Below are 14645 nucleotides of genomic sequence, written 5' to 3' on the forward strand. Positions count from 1 at the left end.
GGGCGAGCGCATATCGTGGATCGGTGCGCCCTGAATCACCTGTCTGTCCGTCCCTGGTCGCCTGGGGCAACGCGTGGCTCGCCGGTCACGTGGGGCTCGACGAGGCGGCCGACCACGTGGAAACCGCCGGTGGGCCCGCCGTCGCGGGCGAGGTGCCGCTGCGCGCGTACCTCGCGAACCTGCGCGCGAGCGGCCTGCGGGAGCTGCGTCTCGCTCTGCCCGCGCCCGGCGACCCGCTCGGGCTGTCGGGGCCGCCGGCGTTCAACGCGGCCGCGGTCGACGCAGGCCAGGCCGCGATCGCCGTGCTCGACGACCGCAACCTCGGCCTGGTGCCCGCGCCCGACCGGCGCGGCTCGTCGTACGACGGCGTGCGGTTCGGCGTGCACGAGTCGGGCCCGGTCCGGCACGACCTGCCGTCGCTGGCGGAGGCCGAGCGGGAGCTGTCCGACGCCATGCGCGCGGCCACCGACGCGCTGTCGTCGGCGGAAGGACCCGCCCAGGGCCGGCCCGAGCTGGGCCGGCACGGCGGCGAGCTGGCCCCCGGCTACCCCGCCCGCGCCCACCGCGTCAGCACCCTCGCCACCCGGCTGGCCGCCGTGCTCCGCCTGGCCGACGAGCGCGGGCTCACCGCCGCCCAGGTCGCCCGGCGCGGGAGCGCGCTGCGCGACCTCGACCGGGCGGTGCGCCGCGCCCTGGTGGCCGCGCACCACGCCATCTTCGAGCCGCTCCGCAGCCCCTAGCCCCGCTCAGGCCAGGCCGTGGCGGACCGCGTACAGCGCGGCCTGGGTGCGGTCCTGGACGCCCAGCTTCATGAGCACGTTCGACACGTGCGTCTTGACCGTCTTCTCCGCCACCGTGAGCGTCTTGGCGATCTCCTTGTTCGATCGGCCGGCCGCGATGAGCCGCAGCACCTCGCGCTCGCGGTCGGTCAGCGGCACCGGCGCGTCCGGCGGCCCGACGGGCGACGACTCCCCGGCCAGCATCGCCTCGGCGGCCTCGGGGGCGAGCAGCACCTGGCCGCCGTGGACCGTACGGACCGCCTGGACGAGTGCGTCGGGAGCGACGTCCTTGTAGAGGAAGCCGGCCGCGCCGGCCCGCATGGCCGGCCCCACGTCGCCGGGGTCGCTCACGGACGTCAGCACCACCACGCGGGTCGGCCCGCCCGTCAGCCGCTCCAGCGCGCCGAGGCCGTCCAGCACCGGCATCCTGAGATCCAGCAGCAGCACGTCGGGGGCGAGCCGCCCGACCAGCTCGACGGCCTGCTCGCCGTCGCCCGCCTCGCCGACGACCGTGATGTCGTCCTGGAGGTCCAGGAACGTCCGCAGCCCCTGCCGCACCACCGGATGATCGTCGGCGATCAGCACCCGGATCACCCGCTCACCTCCACGCGCACCGTCGTTCCCCGTCCCGGGGCCGACTCGACCGTCAGCACGCCGCCGACCGCCTCGGCCCTGTCCCTCATGGAAACCAGCCCGAGCCCGCGTGATTCCCCGGGCTCGAAACCGGCGCCGTCGTCGCGTACCGTCAGCGCCGGCGTGCCGCCCTCGTACGTCAGGCGGACGGCGACCTCGCCGGCTCCCGAGTGCCGCAGCGCGTTGTGCAGCGCCTCCTGGGCCACCCGCAACATCGCCACCTCGACCTCCGGCCGCAGCGGCGGCAGCTCGGCGCAGGCGAACGTCACGACCGGCGGGTGCAACCGGTCCAGCAGGCGTACGTGCTTACGCAGCGTCTCGGCCAGCCCGTGCCGGTCGAGCTCGGCCGGGCGCAGCTCCACGATGACCGCGCGCAGCTCGGCGAGGGCCTCGCCGGCCAGGCGCTGGACGTTCGCGAGCTCCGCCGCCGCCCGGTCGGGGGCCTTCTCCAGCATCGTGCCGGCCGCCTGGGCGCTCAGCCGCAGCGAGAACAGCTTCTGCGTGACCGCGTCGTGCAGCTCCCTCGCCATGCGGTTGCGCTCCTCCAGCATGGCGAGCTCGCGGCCGCTCTCGTAGAGGCGGGCGTTGGCCAGCGCGATCGCCGCGTGTGCGGCGAACAGCGTCAGCAGCTCCTGGTCGGCCTGCGTGAACTCCGCGCCCGGCGTGCGCTTGTTGGCGAGGAAGATGATGCCGAGCACCTCGTCGCCGTCGCGGATGGGGACGCCGAGGAAGTCCTTCATGACCGGGTGCGCCTTCGGCCACCACTCGAACCTCGGGTCCTCGCGCAGGTCGGGAAGCCGTACGGGGGCGCCTTCGCGCAGCATCGCGCCCAGCATGCCGTGCTGGCGCGGCAGCGGCCCGATCGCGTCCCACTGCTTGTCGGTCAGGCCCTCGGCGACGAACTCGGCGAACGAGCCGTCGTCGTCGGGCACGCCGAGCGCGGCGTAACGGGCGTCGAGCAGGCGCTGCGCCGAGCGCACGATCACCTGCAGCACCTCGCGCACGGACAGGTGCCGGGTGACCGCGAGCACGGCGGAGCTCACCGCGTGCAGGATCTCGTCTCGTTCGGACGTCACGGCCCCCACTCTAGGGACCGGCGCGCCGGACGGTCCCGGGCGGTGCGGCAGTGACCCGCCGTCGACAGTGGCCCTGGGCGCCTCAGCGGCCGGTGTCGGAGACGTCGGCGCCGGCGTCCTTCTGGTGGCCGCGGCGGGCGTCGCGGTCGAAGATGCCCAGGATCTCGCACGGTCTGCCCTCGGCGCCGATGGCGTGCGGCATCATCGTGGGGAACTCCGCGGCCTGGTTGGTCTCGATGCGAAAGCGCCGGTGGCCGAGCATGAGGACGGCGGTGCCGGACAGCACCACCAGCCATTCGCGTCCGGGATGGGCACGCATGCGGGCCGGGTTGTCGGGCGGCGGGTCGGTCATCCGCTGACGCATCACGCTCATGCCGGGGTCGCTCTTCACGGGCCAGCGCATCAGGCCGTGCGCGCCGTCGATCATCGGGCTGATGACGACGTCGTCGGCGGCGTTCTCCACGAGCTGGTCCAAGGTGGTGTCCAGCGCGCGGGCGAGAGTGACCAACTGGTCGAGGGCGAGGCGGCGCCGGCCGTTCTCGATGCGGCTCAGTGACGACTGGCTGAGGTTGGCCCGCGTGGCCAGCTCCTCCAGCGACCAGCCCTGAGCGACGCGCAGTGCGCGGATGCGTTTGCGTACGAGGCTTTCCAGCTGCCCATCTTCTTGCGTCATAGGCAACATCCTATGCCCAAGATGCAAGAGGGGCTTAACGTCGCATACCGAGAGCGAACACGCCCGTGCAAGAGAGGAAACCCATGAGTGTCGACCAGCCTCCCCAGGTGGTGACCGCGCCGGACGCGCGTCAGCTGCGCGCGATCCTGATCGCCGTCTCGATCGCGTTGATGGCCGTCATCGCCTCGGTGTCCGGGCTGAACGTCGCCCAGACTCACCTGGCCGTCGAGTTCGGCGCCTCACAGACCACCGTGCTGTGGATCATCAACGTCTACACCCTCACCCTGGCCGCACTGCTGCTGCCACTCGGCGCGATCGGTGACCGGCTCGGCCGCAAGCCCATGCTGGTCACCGGACTGATCGTCTTCGGCGCCGCCAGCGCCGTCGCGGGGCTCGCCCCGTCGGCCGCGGTGATGATCGGCGCCCGCGTGGCCGCCGGCGTCAGCGCCGCGATGATCATGCCGATCACCCTGGCCGTGATCACCTCCACCTTCCCCGAGGAGGAACGGGGCAAGGCCATCGGCGTGTGGACCGGTGTCGCCGGAGGCGGCGGCATCCTGGGCATGTTCCTGTCCGCCCTGCTGGTCGACGTCGCCGACTGGCGCCTGCTGTTCGTCCTGCCCGTGGTCCTGGTCGTCGTCGCGCTGGCGATGACGCTGCGATCGGTGCCCGACTCCCGCGAACGCTCCGCCCACCCCTTCGACACCGTCGGCGCGCTGGTCTCCGCCGTCGCCGTGATCGGCCTGATCTTCGTCCTCCAGGACGGCCCCGAGCACGGCTGGACCGCCCCCACCACGCTGATCGGCCTGGCCGTCGGCGTCATCGCCGCGATCACCTTCGTGGCCTGGGAGCTGCACCGCCGCGACGCGTCTCTCCTGGACGTACGCCTCTTCCGTGAGCGGGGCCTGGCCTCCGGCTCGATCACCCTGCTGGTCGTCTTCGGCGTCCAGGCCGGGATCGCCGTCGTCCTCTTCCCGTTCTTCCAGGCCGTGCTCGGCTGGTCCGGGCTGCTGTCCACGGTGGCGATGATGCCGATGGCCGTCATGATGATGATGACCTCGGGCCTGGCCCCGAAGCTGGCCTCCAGGATCGGCGCCCGCTCCACCATGGCCGTCGGCGTCGCCCTGTCCGCGCTCGGCCTGGTCCTGATGGCCCTGTTCGTGTCCGTCGACGGCGGCTACCTGTCCATCCTGGCCGGCATGCTCGCCATGGGCGTCGGCATGGGCCTGTCGATGACGCCTTCCACCGAGGCCATCACCGGCTCACTGCCCCGCGCCAAGCAGGGCGTCGCCTCCGCGCTCAACGATGTCACCCGCGAGTTCGGCACCGCTCTCGGCGTCGCCCTGCTCGGCGCGCTGCTGGCCAACGGCTACCGCAGCGCCATGGACGACAGGCTCGACGGCGTCCCTGCGGGCGTCGCGGAGACCGCCCGCGAAGGCATCGCCAACGCCGTCGCGGCCGCACCCCGGACCGGCGGCCAGGCCCAGGACCTGATCCACGCGGCGCAGCAGTCCTTCGTCGACGGCTGGCAGCAGGCCATGTGGGCCGGCGCGGCCGTCATGGCCGCCCTGCTCCTCCACGTCGCCCTGCGCGGCCCGAAGAACACCGCGCCGCTCCGGCCCGAGGTCGAAGAGAGCGTCGCCGCCCGCTGACCGGTTTGGGCTCATGGTCACGGGTAGGTCGGTTCCGACCCCAAACGGATCTTCGTCCGCGGCTGTTCCGCGGACACGATCACGAAGAGAAAGGTCATGCACGATGTCCGCAGTTCTTGGTGGTAAGCCGCTGGCTGACCGGGTGGCCGTGGTCACCGGCGCGTCGAGCGGCATTGGACAGGCCACGGCCGAGCGCCTGGCGGCGCTGGGCGCCGATGTCGCGCTGCTGGCCCGGCGCGCGGACCGGCTGGAGGCCACCGCCGAGCGCATCACCCAGCGCGGAGGAGAGGCGCTGGCGATGCCCACCGACGTGACCGACCGCGACGCGCTCGCCCGGGCCGCCGCCGCCGTGCACGAGCGGTTCGGGAAGGTGGACCTGGCACCGAGCTCGGCCGCAAGAAGGTGCGGGTCTCGGCGGTGGAGCCCGGCATGGTCGACACGGAACTGCCCGACCACGTCACCGACGCCGACGCGAGCCGGTTGATGGCCGACCTGATCAAGGAGATCGACGTGCTGCAGTCGGACGACATTGCCGAGACGGTGGCGTTCATCGCGGCGGTGCCCAAGCACGTCAACCTCACCGAGATCACCATTCTGCCCACCGAACAGATCATCTGAGCGCGGTACCGCGCCGCGTCGGGTTCAGTCTCCGAAAGCGGCCTGATGGGCGGCGGCGCAGGTGGCCGGGAGGTCCATCGGCACCACGACGCTGCCGGTGATCGTGGTCCGCGGCGCGAACGGGATCGCCCGCACCCGGGTGGAGCGGATCTCCGCCACCTGGTCGCCCGGCAGCACGGTCCAGCTCCGCGGATTGAGACCGACTTCGACGATCGTGTCCTGGACCGTCCCGGCGAGCCGCCCGACCCGGGCGTCGATCCCGGCCTTCCGCATCGCGGCCGTCAAAGCCCCCGGCAGGAGCAGGCCGTGGTCGCGCGACGGGATCCGCAGTCCGCCGACGTCGAGATCGGCCACGTCGACTGCCGGGCGACCGGCGGCGAGGTGCCGCACGGACACGATCGCGAACAGCTGCTCCGTCCACGCCGGCAGCACCCTCAACCCGGGCGCCGAGCGCACCCCCCGAGCCAGTGCCAGATGGATCTCCCCCCGTCGCACGCCGTCCAGCCGGGCCGTCAGCGGGAGGTCGACCAGCTCGACGTCGACGCCGAGCGCCGAGGGGTGCTCGCGCAGCGCATCGACCCCTCGCTCCAGGCGGGCGCCGAACCCGGCGGCCGTGCCGATGCGCATGGTGCCCGCCGGCGCACCGGCGGCGGCCTGGACCCGGTCCACGGCCGCGAGCGCCTCCCGCGCCGCGGCGAGCACCCGGTGCCCCGCGGCGGTGAGCCGGACCCGGCGCGGTGAACGGTCCAGCAGCCGGACTCCCAGCTCCCGTTCCAGCTGGGCGATCCGCCTGCTGACCGCGGGCTGGGCGATGTGCAGCCGCTCGGCGGCCCGCCCGAAGTGCAGTTCGTCGGCCACCGCGACGAAGTAGCGCAGTGCGCGCAGTTCCACCGAGCCGCCCCCTGTCCTGCGACGATGTCTCCAGGTTATCGAGCGCGTCGGAACTGGTCCTGGTTCCGGTGGTGGCGTGATGCTGGGATCGGATCATGGATATCGACCTGGGTCTGCTCGGCGCCCATCTGCGCGAGCACGAGGTGAGCCCGGAGAGCGCGGTGGAGGTGGAGCGGGCCGGATACGGAACGCTCTGGCTGGACGCGTCGCCACCGGCCGACCTCGCCTTCGCGGAGAAGCTTCTCGACGCGACCACCCGGCTGGTGGTGGGCACGAGCGTGATCAACGTGTGGACCGCCGACGCCGAGATCGTCGCCGCCTCCTATCACCGCATCGCCGCCAGGCACCCCGGCCGGTTCATCCTCGGCGTCGGGGTCGGGCACCGCGAGGTCCACGCCGAGTGGGCCTCGCCGTACGACACGCTGGCGTCCTACCTGGGGCAGCTGGCGCTGGCCGGCGTCCCGTCCGAGCGGGTGGTGCTGGCCGCCCTCGGTCCGAGAATGACGCGGCTGGCCCGCGACCGCACCGCGGGCGTCATCCCCTGCATGGTCACGCCCGAGCACACCCGGCGGGCCAGGGAGATCCTGGGCGCCGGCAAGCTGCTCCTTCCCGGCCACTTCGCGCTCGCGGAGCCCGACGCCGAGCGGGCCCGCGCCGTCGCCAGGGCCGCACCGCCCGGGAAGGCGCTGCAGGTCACCAACTACGCGAGCAACCTCCGGCGGCTGGGCTTCACCGACGAGGACCTCGCCGGCGCCGGCAGCGACCGCGTCATCGACGCGCTGCTCGCCTACGGCGACCCGGCCGGCCTCGCGCGCGGCCTGACCGCGCACCTCGATGCCGGCGCGGACCAGGTCGGCGTCTACCCGCTCGGCGACGACCCCATCGCCACCCTCCGGGCGGTCGCCGACGCCGTGCTGACGCGCCTGTGACCTGACCGGATCTTCACGACTACGAGCAGGCCCTAGGACGAAGTACCCAGGCCGGACCAGACCTCGGCCCGATGCCCGCGCCGCCCGGCGTTTCTAGCGTCGAAGGCATGACGGACACCACATCCACCCGGAACCGCACCGCTCTCGTCACGGGGGCCTCGCGCGGGCTCGGTCTCGCCCTCGCGCGCGTCCTGGCCGGCGCGGGCTGGCACCTCGTGCTCACCGCCCGCGGCGCGGCCGACCTGGAACGGGCCGCCGCCGAGCTGGGGGCCACCGCGATCCCCGGCGACGTGGCCGACCCCGCGCACGTACGCCGGCTGGCCGACGCGGCCCCCACGCTGGACCTGCTGGTCAACAACGCCAGCGACCTCGGGCCGACGCCGCTGCCCCGGCTCGCGGACTATCCGCTGGAGGCGTTCGGCGCGCTGCTGGCCACGAACGTGACCGCGCCGCTCGCCCTCGTCCAGGCCACGCTGCCGGCGCTGCGGGCGGCGGGCGGCGCGATCGTGAACGTGACCTCCGACGCCGCCACCGGCGCCTACGAGGGCTGGGGCGGCTACGGGGCGAGCAAGGCCGCGCTGGAGCAGCTGTCCAACGTGCTGGCCGCCGAGGAGCCGGACGTACGGGTCTGGTGGGTCGATCCGGGCGAGATGAACACCCGCATGCTGGCCGACGCCGTCGGCGCCGAGGAGGCGGCAGGGGCCACGGACCCGGCCAAGGTCGCCGCCGCGTTGTACGACCTCGTCTCGGCCCGCCCGGCCGGCGGCAGGGTGAGCCTGCAATGACCGCCCAGGCCCTCGACTTCGAGCTGCCGCCCGGACTGTCGGCGCAGGAGCCGCCCGAGGTGCGCGGCCGGTCCCGTGACGACGTGCGCCTGCTGGTCTCGCGCGGCGAGCGGGCCCCCGAGCACCGCCGCTTCCGCGACCTGCCCGACCTGCTCGGGCCCGGCGACCTCATCGTGGTCAACAACTCCGCGACCCTGCCCGCGGCCGTCCGGCTGGACCGGCTGGCGGTGCACTTCTCGACCGCCTGCGAGGACGGGACGTGGCTGGTCGAGCTGCGGCGGCGTACCGGCCGGGCGAGCGAGCCCTACGCGGGGGGTGAGCCCGGCGAGTGGCTGCCGCTGCCCGGCCGGGCCACGCTGCGGCTGATCGGGCGGGAGACGCCCCGGCTGTGGCGGGCCGAGCTGGACCGGGACGTGGAGGCGTACCTGCGGGCGTACGGGGTGCCGATCCGCTACTCGTACGTGGTGGGCGAGTGGCCGATCGAGACGTACCAGACCGTGTTCGCGACCGTGCCGGGCAGCGCGGAGATGCCGAGCGCGGCGCGGCCGTTCACCGAGGCCCTGGTGACGGCGCTGGTGGCGCGCGGGGTCGGGATCGCGCCGATCACCCTGCACACCGGCGTGGCCTCGCCGGAGAAGGACGAGCCGCCCTACGCGGAGCGGTACGAGGTGCCGGCCGCGACCGCGCGCCTGGTCGAGCTGACCCGCGAGAGCGGCGGCCAGGTGGTCGCGGCGGGGACGACCGTCGTACGGGCCCTGGAGAGCGCCGTGGGCGCCGACGGCCGGGTGCGCGCGGCCTCGGGCTGGACCCGGCGCCTGGTGACCCCCGACCGGGGCGTACGGGCGGTGACCGGGCTGCTCACGGGGCTGCACGAGCCCCGCTCCAGCCACCTGCTCATGCTGACGGCCGTCGCCGGCGAGAAGGCGCTGGCCCGGGCGTACGAGGAGGCGTTGCGCGAGGGGTATCTGTGGCACGAGTTCGGCGACACGCACCTGATACTGAAGTAACCGGCTTTACATAAATTTTAATAACTGATATACACAGCGGGCATTTACGGGGGGCTTGTTGTATTACACGGCCCCGAGTCCAATTCCCTTACCCGGAGAGGTAATGCACAAGTCCCTTACCAAGGGCATGCTGGCCACGCTCGCGGCCGGTGCTCTGCTCGTTCCCGCCGTTCCCGCTTCCGCGGCCGTTCCCACCACCGCTTCCACCGCCACGACCAGCGCGGTGACCACGAAGGCGGCCAAGCCCTACTCCTCCTTCGCCGTGAAGGTGACGGCGACCAAGAAGGCCAAGGCCGGCAGCTACATCAAGTACAAGATCTCCGCGGTCAACGTGGGCCCGCACTTCGCCTCCGCCGAGGCCTGGTACGTCGGCGGCGCGTTCCCCAAGGGCATCGACCCGAGGAACATCCGCTACTCCACCAGCGGCAAGAAGATGGAGTGCATCCTGCTGACCGCTCGCGGCTTCTTCTGCTTTGCGAATAAGGACATCGCGGTCGGAAGTTCCTTCTCCGTTACTTTCTACGCAAAGACCAAGAAGAGCACTCGCGGTACGCAGAAGGCGACGCTCGGCGTCATCTCCTACAACCTCGACCAGGGCATGGAGGACATGGACCTGCGCGAGCTCGACCGGCTCGGGGTGCCCGGTTACCTGTTCGCCAAGTCCGTGAAGACCACGGTCGTGCGTTAACGACGAAAGACGAACCACGACATGCGCCCGTGTCCGAATGGCGAGCCTGCTGCGCGAGCATCGGACCGGGCGCAGTACCGTGGCTGGATGTGGACCAGCGCACCCTCCTGATCACCCTGACCGGCCCCGACCGGCCCGGCGTCACCTCGCGCCTCTTCTCCGTCCTGTCCGGCTTCCCGGTGACCGTCGCCGACATCGAGCAGGTCGTCATCCGCGGCCGGCTGACGCTCGGCGTGCTCGTCGCCTACGCGGGCGGACCGTCCACCGGCACCGGCACGACGCTCGGCGCCCTGTGGACCGCCGTCGAGCGGGTGGCCGAGGACCTCGGCATGGAGGTCGAGCTCTCCACCGGCTCCCAGACCAAGGAGCAGCGCCGCCGCGGGCGACTTTCCGTCAGCGTGCTCGGCGAGACGCTGCAGCCCGCCGCGATCGCCGGCATCGCCGGCCGCATCGCCGCCGCGGGCGCCAACATCGACCGCATCGAGCGCCTCGCCCAGTGGCCCGTCACCTGCATCGAGCTGTCCGTCTCCGGCGCCAACCCCGCCGCGCTCCGCGTCGAGCTGGCCGCCGAGGCCGCCGCCCAGGAGGTGGACGTGGCCGTGCAACGCACGGGCCTGTCCCGCCGGGCCAAGCGGCTCATCGTCATGGACGTCGACTCCACCCTCATCCAGGGCGAGGTCATCGAGCTGCTCGCGGCCCACGCCGGCTGCCTCGACGAGGTCGCCAGGGTCACCGAGCAGGCCATGCGCGGCGAGCTGGACTTCGCCGAGTCCCTGCGCAAGCGGGTGGCGCTGCTGGAGGGCCTGCCCGAGGAGGTGTTCGCCGAGGTGCGCAAGGAGGTCGTGCTGACGCCGGGCGCCCGCACCCTCGTCCGCACGCTCAAGCGGCTCGACTACCGCTTCGCCATCGTCAGCGGCGGCTTCACCCAGATCACCGACGCGCTGGTCGAGGAGCTGGGCATCGACTACTCCGCGGCGAACGTCCTCGAAGTCGTGGACGGGCGGCTGACCGGCCGCGTCGTCGGCGACATCGTCGACCGGCCCGGCAAGGCGCGGGCGCTCGAACGCTTCGCGGCCGCCGCCGGCCTGCCCATCTCCCAGACCGTGGCCATCGGCGACGGCGCCAACGACCTCGACATGATCGCGGCGGCCGGGCTCGGCATCGCGTTCAACGCCAAGCCCGTCGTGCGCCAGGCCGCCGACACCGCGGTCAACACGCCCTACCTCGACTCGATCCTCTACCTGCTCGGCATCTCGCGCGACGAGGTGGAGGCCGCCGACGCCGAGGACGGCGTCCTCACGCCCCGCTAGGGTTCCCCGCTGGGGTCCCAGCGGGCGACCAGGCGGCCCTCCCCCAGGTGGAGGTCCGCCCACGGCGCGCCGATCTCGATCACCGCGAACGCTCCCGGGCGGAAGCCGTAGTCGCCGCCCGCCAGCCCCAGCGCCAGCTCGTGCACACCAGGATTGTGGCCGCACAGCACCACCGTGCCGAGCTCGGGGTCCGCGCGGCGCAGCACGTCCAGCAGCTCCTCGGGGTACGCCTCGTAGATCTCGCGCTCGTAGCTGATCTCCAGCTCGGGGAAGGCCAGCTCGGCGGTGCGCCTGGTCCGGACCGCCGGGGAGCAGAACACCGCCTCCGGCCTCAGCCCGGCCCCCCTGATCTCGTCGCCCGCCCGCGCGGCGTCCCGCTCCCCGCGGCCGGTCAGCGGCCGCTCCCGGTCCGCCAGGCCCGCCACGTGGGCGGCCTTGGCGTGCCTCAACACGATTAACGTCCGCACCGGATCATCCTGTCCTCGAGGCCCAGACGGACAGCCCGATCAGTACGGCCAGAATGACGAACATGGCCAGCAGGATGTAGCCGAGGGTTTTTGCGCCGTTCGGCCGCTTGTCGCTCTCCACGCGGACAGTGTCCCATCGAGCACCCGGGGTGCCGCGACCACCTGCCCCACCGCTCACCCATCCCGCCTCCCCTTCCCCTCGGCACCCCCTTCCCCCGCCCGCTCCCGCAAACGCCCGGGACAGCTCCCGCAAACGCCCGGGACAGCTCCCGCAACCGCCCGGGACAGCGGAACGCCCGCTCCCCCGGCCAGGGGAAGCGGGCGTCCGCGGGAAGTCGGGCGGCCGGCCGTCGTCAGGACGCGACCGGCTCCTCCTCCCGGTGGTTGTCGTTGTCGCTGGCCGGCTCGGACGTCACCGAACGCCGCTTGGAGACCACGATGGCCGCCACCACCACGGCCACCGCCACCACCGTGATGCCGATCCGCAGCACCGGGTTGCCCGCGTACAGCACCACCGCGGGCGCCACCAGCAGCGCCACCAGGTTCATCACCTTGATCAGCGGGTTGATGGCAGGACCGGCGGTGTCCTTGAACGGGTCGCCGACGGTGTCGCCGATGACGGTCGCGGCGTGCGCCTCGGAGCCCTTGCCGCCGTGGTGCCCGTCCTCGACGAGCTTCTTGGCGTTGTCCCAGGCGCCGCCGGAGTTGGCCAGGAACACCGCCATGAGCGTGCCGCAGGCGATCGCGCCCGCGAGGAAGGCGCCCAGCGGGGCGTATCCGAGCGCGAAGCCGACGGCGATCGGCGTCATGACCGCGAGCAGGCCGGGCGTGGCCAGCTCGCGCAGCGAGTCACGGGTGCAGATGTCCACGACGCGGCCGTACTCGGGCTTCTGGGTGCCGTCCATGATGCCCGGGTTGTTGCGGAACTGGTCGCGCACCTCGAACACCACCCGCATCGCGGCCCGTCCGACGGCCATGATCGCCAGGCCGGAGAACAGGAACACCACCGCCGCGCCGATGATCAGGCCGACCAGGACGTTGGGGTTGTCGATGCTGAGGTTGAAGTTCTGGAAGATGCCGAGCGCGTCCTTGATCGCCGTGTCGGCCTGCGCGAGCTCGCCCTCCACGGCCGTGCGGAAGGCGCCGAACAGCGCGGTGGCCGCCAGGACGGCCGTGGCGATCGCGATGCCCTTGGTGATGGCCTTGGTGGTGTTGCCGACCGCGTCGAGGCTGGTCAGCACGCGGGCGCCCTCGCCCTCGACGTCGCCCGACATCTCGGCGATGCCCTGCGCGTTGTCGGAGACCGGGCCGAAGGTGTCCATGGAGACGATGACGCCCACCGTGGTCAGCAGGCCGGTGCCGGCCAGGGCCACCGCGAACAGCGCGAGCGTCACGTTCCCGAAGCCCAGCAGGAACGCGCCGTAGACCGCGCCGCCGATGATCAGGGCCGAGTAGACGGCCGACTCCAGGCCGACGCTGATGCCGGACAGGATGACGGTGGCGGGGCCGGTGCGCGAGCTCTCGCCGATCTCCCGTACGGGGCGGCGCGTGGTCTCGGTGAAGTAGCCGGTCAGCAGCTGGATGGCGCTGGCCAGCACCAGGCCGATGAGGACCGCGCCGATCGCGATGAGCCGCGGGTCGGCGTCGGACTCCACACGCGAGCCGGTCAGGCCGGAGAAGCTGGCCGGCAGGTACCAGAACGCGGCCGCGGTCACCAGCACCGCCGAGATGGCGGCGGAGATGAAGAAGCTGCGGTTGATGGCCGCCATGCCGTTGCGGTCGCGGTCGCGCATGCCGGTGACGAAGATGCCGATGATCGCCGTGATCACGCCGATCATCGGCACGATCAGCGGGAAGACGAGCCCTTCCTCACCGAACGCCGCCCGGCCCAGGATGAGGCTGGCGACCAGCATGACCGCGTACGACTCGAACAGGTCGGCCGCCATGCCGGCGCAGTCGCCGACGTTGTCGCCCACGTTGTCGGCGATGGTGGCGGCGTTGCGCGGGTCGTCCTCGGGGATGCCCTGCTCGACCTTGCCCACCAGGTCGGCGCCGACGTCGGCGGCCTTGGTGAAGATGCCGCCGCCGACGCGCATGAACATCGCCAGCAGCGCCGCGCCGAAGCCGAACCCTTCGAGCACGCCAGGGGCGTCACCCTGGTAGAGGAGCACGACCACGGCCGCGCCCAGCAGGCCGAGGCCCACGGTGAACATGCCGGCCACGCCGCCGGTGCGGAACGCGATCCGCATGGCGCGCTTCTCGCCCGCCTCGTTGGCCGCGGCGGCGACGCGCACGTTCCCGCGCACGGCCAGCCACATGCCCATGAACCCGGTCAGCGCGGAGAAGACCGCCCCGACCACGAAGAAGATCGACCGCCCGATCCGGACGTCGGTCTCCCCTGGTAGCAGGAGCAACAGGAACGGGATCACGACGACGAAGATCGCCAACGTGCGGAACTGCCGCGCGAGATAGGCGGCGGCGCCTTCCTGTACGGCACGGGCGATGTTCTGCATGCGTTCGGTGCCTTGGCCCGCGCCCAGCACCTCGCGCACTAGACCACCTGCCACGGCCAGCGCGATCAACGCGACCGCGGCGACCACGACCACGATGGTGAGATTGTTTCCGCTCAGGGCCAGATTTGACGCTGGCTCCGCTGCCAGCATGTGCCTGCTCATCGTTCTCCTCGGCAAGACCGGTCGTCCTGCCCGGGCGGTGCTGCGCCCCCTCCTCGGCGGGTGTTGCGGCACCATCCGGGTTGTGGGTGCCGCTTCCGGTTGAATCCGCGTTCCGCCGGATCACCTTGGCCGGTGCCGGGAGTCTACGCAGGCAGTGAACGGATATGAAGGCTCCGAAGGTCACTAATTATCCGCGAGTCCAGTAAGAGCCGGTCAGCAGCCCGGTTTGCGGGCTGACAAGGGAAATTTCCTCGGGGTTAAGGTCATGACAAGGAAACGATATGGGCTGACCGAAACCAAGCTCCATCGAACGCTCGGGCGGGGGTGTTGCGGCTCGCGAACGCCTGGCGGCAGGGGCTGGGGCGGGGGGTTCGCGTGGCGGGCGCGTCAATGGGGGGTAGCACAAAGGCAAAAAGATCGTCTCATGGCTGAACGGTAAGCATGCCTTTACTGCGGCTTTAT

General features: G+C 72.2%; 15 protein-coding genes. 9 read left to right on the top strand and 6 right to left on the bottom strand.

Translation table 11 applies throughout. The annotated features are described in order from the left end of the window. Nucleotides 1-23 precede the first annotated feature (23 nt). Nucleotides 24-740 carry a hypothetical protein gene (locus tag ACBR40_RS29625; protein WP_344208358.1) on the top strand — a complete coding sequence of 239 codons (717 nt, stop codon included), beginning with the start codon at nucleotides 24-26 and terminating at the stop codon, nucleotides 738-740. 6 nt (nucleotides 741-746) lie between these two features. Here ACBR40_RS29625 and ACBR40_RS29630 read toward each other — a convergent pair whose 3' ends face one another. From ACBR40_RS29630 to ACBR40_RS29640, 3 genes are all read right to left on the bottom strand, one after another. Then, nucleotides 747-1373: a response regulator gene (locus tag ACBR40_RS29630; protein ID WP_371250868.1), complete on the bottom strand. Its 627-nt coding sequence runs from the start codon at nucleotides 1371-1373 to the stop codon at nucleotides 747-749. Next, nucleotides 1370-2488, bottom strand: coding sequence for a GAF domain-containing sensor histidine kinase (locus ACBR40_RS29635; protein ID WP_371250869.1), 1119 nt, complete (start codon nucleotides 2486-2488; stop codon nucleotides 1370-1372). The genes ACBR40_RS29630 and ACBR40_RS29635 overlap by 4 nt, the downstream gene beginning before the upstream one ends. Before the next feature lie 82 nt (nucleotides 2489-2570). Beyond that, entirely contained in the window at nucleotides 2571-3161 is a 591-nt protein-coding gene (locus ACBR40_RS29640; RefSeq protein ID WP_344208363.1) for an XRE family transcriptional regulator, read from the bottom strand. A gap of 83 nt (nucleotides 3162-3244) precedes the next feature. On the opposite strand from ACBR40_RS29640, the gene ACBR40_RS29645 reads away from it, so the two are divergent. From ACBR40_RS29645 to ACBR40_RS29655, 3 genes are all read left to right on the top strand, one after another. Continuing rightward, on the top strand, nucleotides 3245-4813 hold the full coding sequence (locus ACBR40_RS29645) for an MFS transporter (RefSeq protein ID WP_371250870.1): 1569 nt from the start codon (nucleotides 3245-3247) through the stop codon (nucleotides 4811-4813). 103 nt (nucleotides 4814-4916) lie between these two features. Then, nucleotides 4917-5297, top strand: coding sequence for an SDR family NAD(P)-dependent oxidoreductase (locus ACBR40_RS29650; protein WP_371250871.1), 381 nt, complete (start codon nucleotides 4917-4919; stop codon nucleotides 5295-5297). Further along, on the top strand, nucleotides 5243-5431 hold the full coding sequence (locus ACBR40_RS29655) for a hypothetical protein (RefSeq protein WP_371250872.1): 189 nt from the start codon (nucleotides 5243-5245) through the stop codon (nucleotides 5429-5431). Before ACBR40_RS29650 ends, ACBR40_RS29655 begins: the two co-directional genes overlap by 55 nt. 24 nt (nucleotides 5432-5455) lie before the next feature. Here ACBR40_RS29655 and ACBR40_RS29660 read toward each other — a convergent pair whose 3' ends face one another. Further along, nucleotides 5456-6322 (bottom strand): LysR family transcriptional regulator, encoded by an 867-nt coding sequence (locus ACBR40_RS29660; RefSeq protein WP_371250873.1) that lies wholly within the window; start codon nucleotides 6320-6322, stop codon nucleotides 5456-5458. 95 nt (nucleotides 6323-6417) lie between these two features. Here ACBR40_RS29660 and ACBR40_RS29665 point away from each other — a divergent pair, with 95 nt between their 5' ends. The 5 genes from ACBR40_RS29665 (at nucleotide 6418) to serB (ending at nucleotide 11041) form a co-directional block, all read left to right on the top strand. Then, nucleotides 6418-7251, top strand: a complete 834-nt coding sequence (locus ACBR40_RS29665; RefSeq protein ID WP_371250874.1) for a TIGR03620 family F420-dependent LLM class oxidoreductase — start codon at nucleotides 6418-6420, stop codon at nucleotides 7249-7251. Between the two features lie 107 nt (nucleotides 7252-7358). Next, nucleotides 7359-8036, top strand: coding sequence for an SDR family oxidoreductase (locus ACBR40_RS29670; protein WP_344208373.1), 678 nt, complete (start codon nucleotides 7359-7361; stop codon nucleotides 8034-8036). Next, the gene (locus ACBR40_RS29675) at nucleotides 8033-9043 is read left to right on the top strand and encodes an S-adenosylmethionine:tRNA ribosyltransferase-isomerase (RefSeq protein ID WP_371250875.1); all 1011 of its coding nucleotides are present in this window, start codon (nucleotides 8033-8035) and stop codon (nucleotides 9041-9043) included. Before ACBR40_RS29670 ends, ACBR40_RS29675 begins: the two co-directional genes overlap by 4 nt. 103 nt (nucleotides 9044-9146) lie before the next feature. Next, nucleotides 9147-9731: a hypothetical protein gene (locus ACBR40_RS29680; protein WP_344208377.1), complete on the top strand. Its 585-nt coding sequence runs from the start codon at nucleotides 9147-9149 to the stop codon at nucleotides 9729-9731. An 89-nt stretch (nucleotides 9732-9820) separates the two neighbouring features. Then, nucleotides 9821-11041, top strand: a complete 1221-nt coding sequence (serB, locus tag ACBR40_RS29685) for a phosphoserine phosphatase SerB (RefSeq protein WP_371250876.1) — start codon at nucleotides 9821-9823, stop codon at nucleotides 11039-11041. Here the strand turns inward: serB and ACBR40_RS29690 are convergent. Further along, on the bottom strand, nucleotides 11038-11508 hold the full coding sequence (locus ACBR40_RS29690; protein ID WP_364456734.1) for a histidine phosphatase family protein: 471 nt from the start codon (nucleotides 11506-11508) through the stop codon (nucleotides 11038-11040). The two genes, serB and ACBR40_RS29690, sit on opposite strands and share 4 nt — an antisense overlap. Nucleotides 11509-11861: 353 nt before the next feature. Further along, nucleotides 11862-14183 carry a sodium-translocating pyrophosphatase gene (locus ACBR40_RS29695; protein ID WP_344208383.1) on the bottom strand — a complete coding sequence of 774 codons (2322 nt, stop codon included), beginning with the start codon at nucleotides 14181-14183 and terminating at the stop codon, nucleotides 11862-11864. Nucleotides 14184-14645: the final 462 nt, after the last annotated feature.

The organism is Nonomuraea sp. AD125B, assembly GCF_041402765.1.
GTDB lineage: Bacteria > Actinomycetota > Actinomycetes > Streptosporangiales > Streptosporangiaceae > Nonomuraea > Nonomuraea bangladeshensis.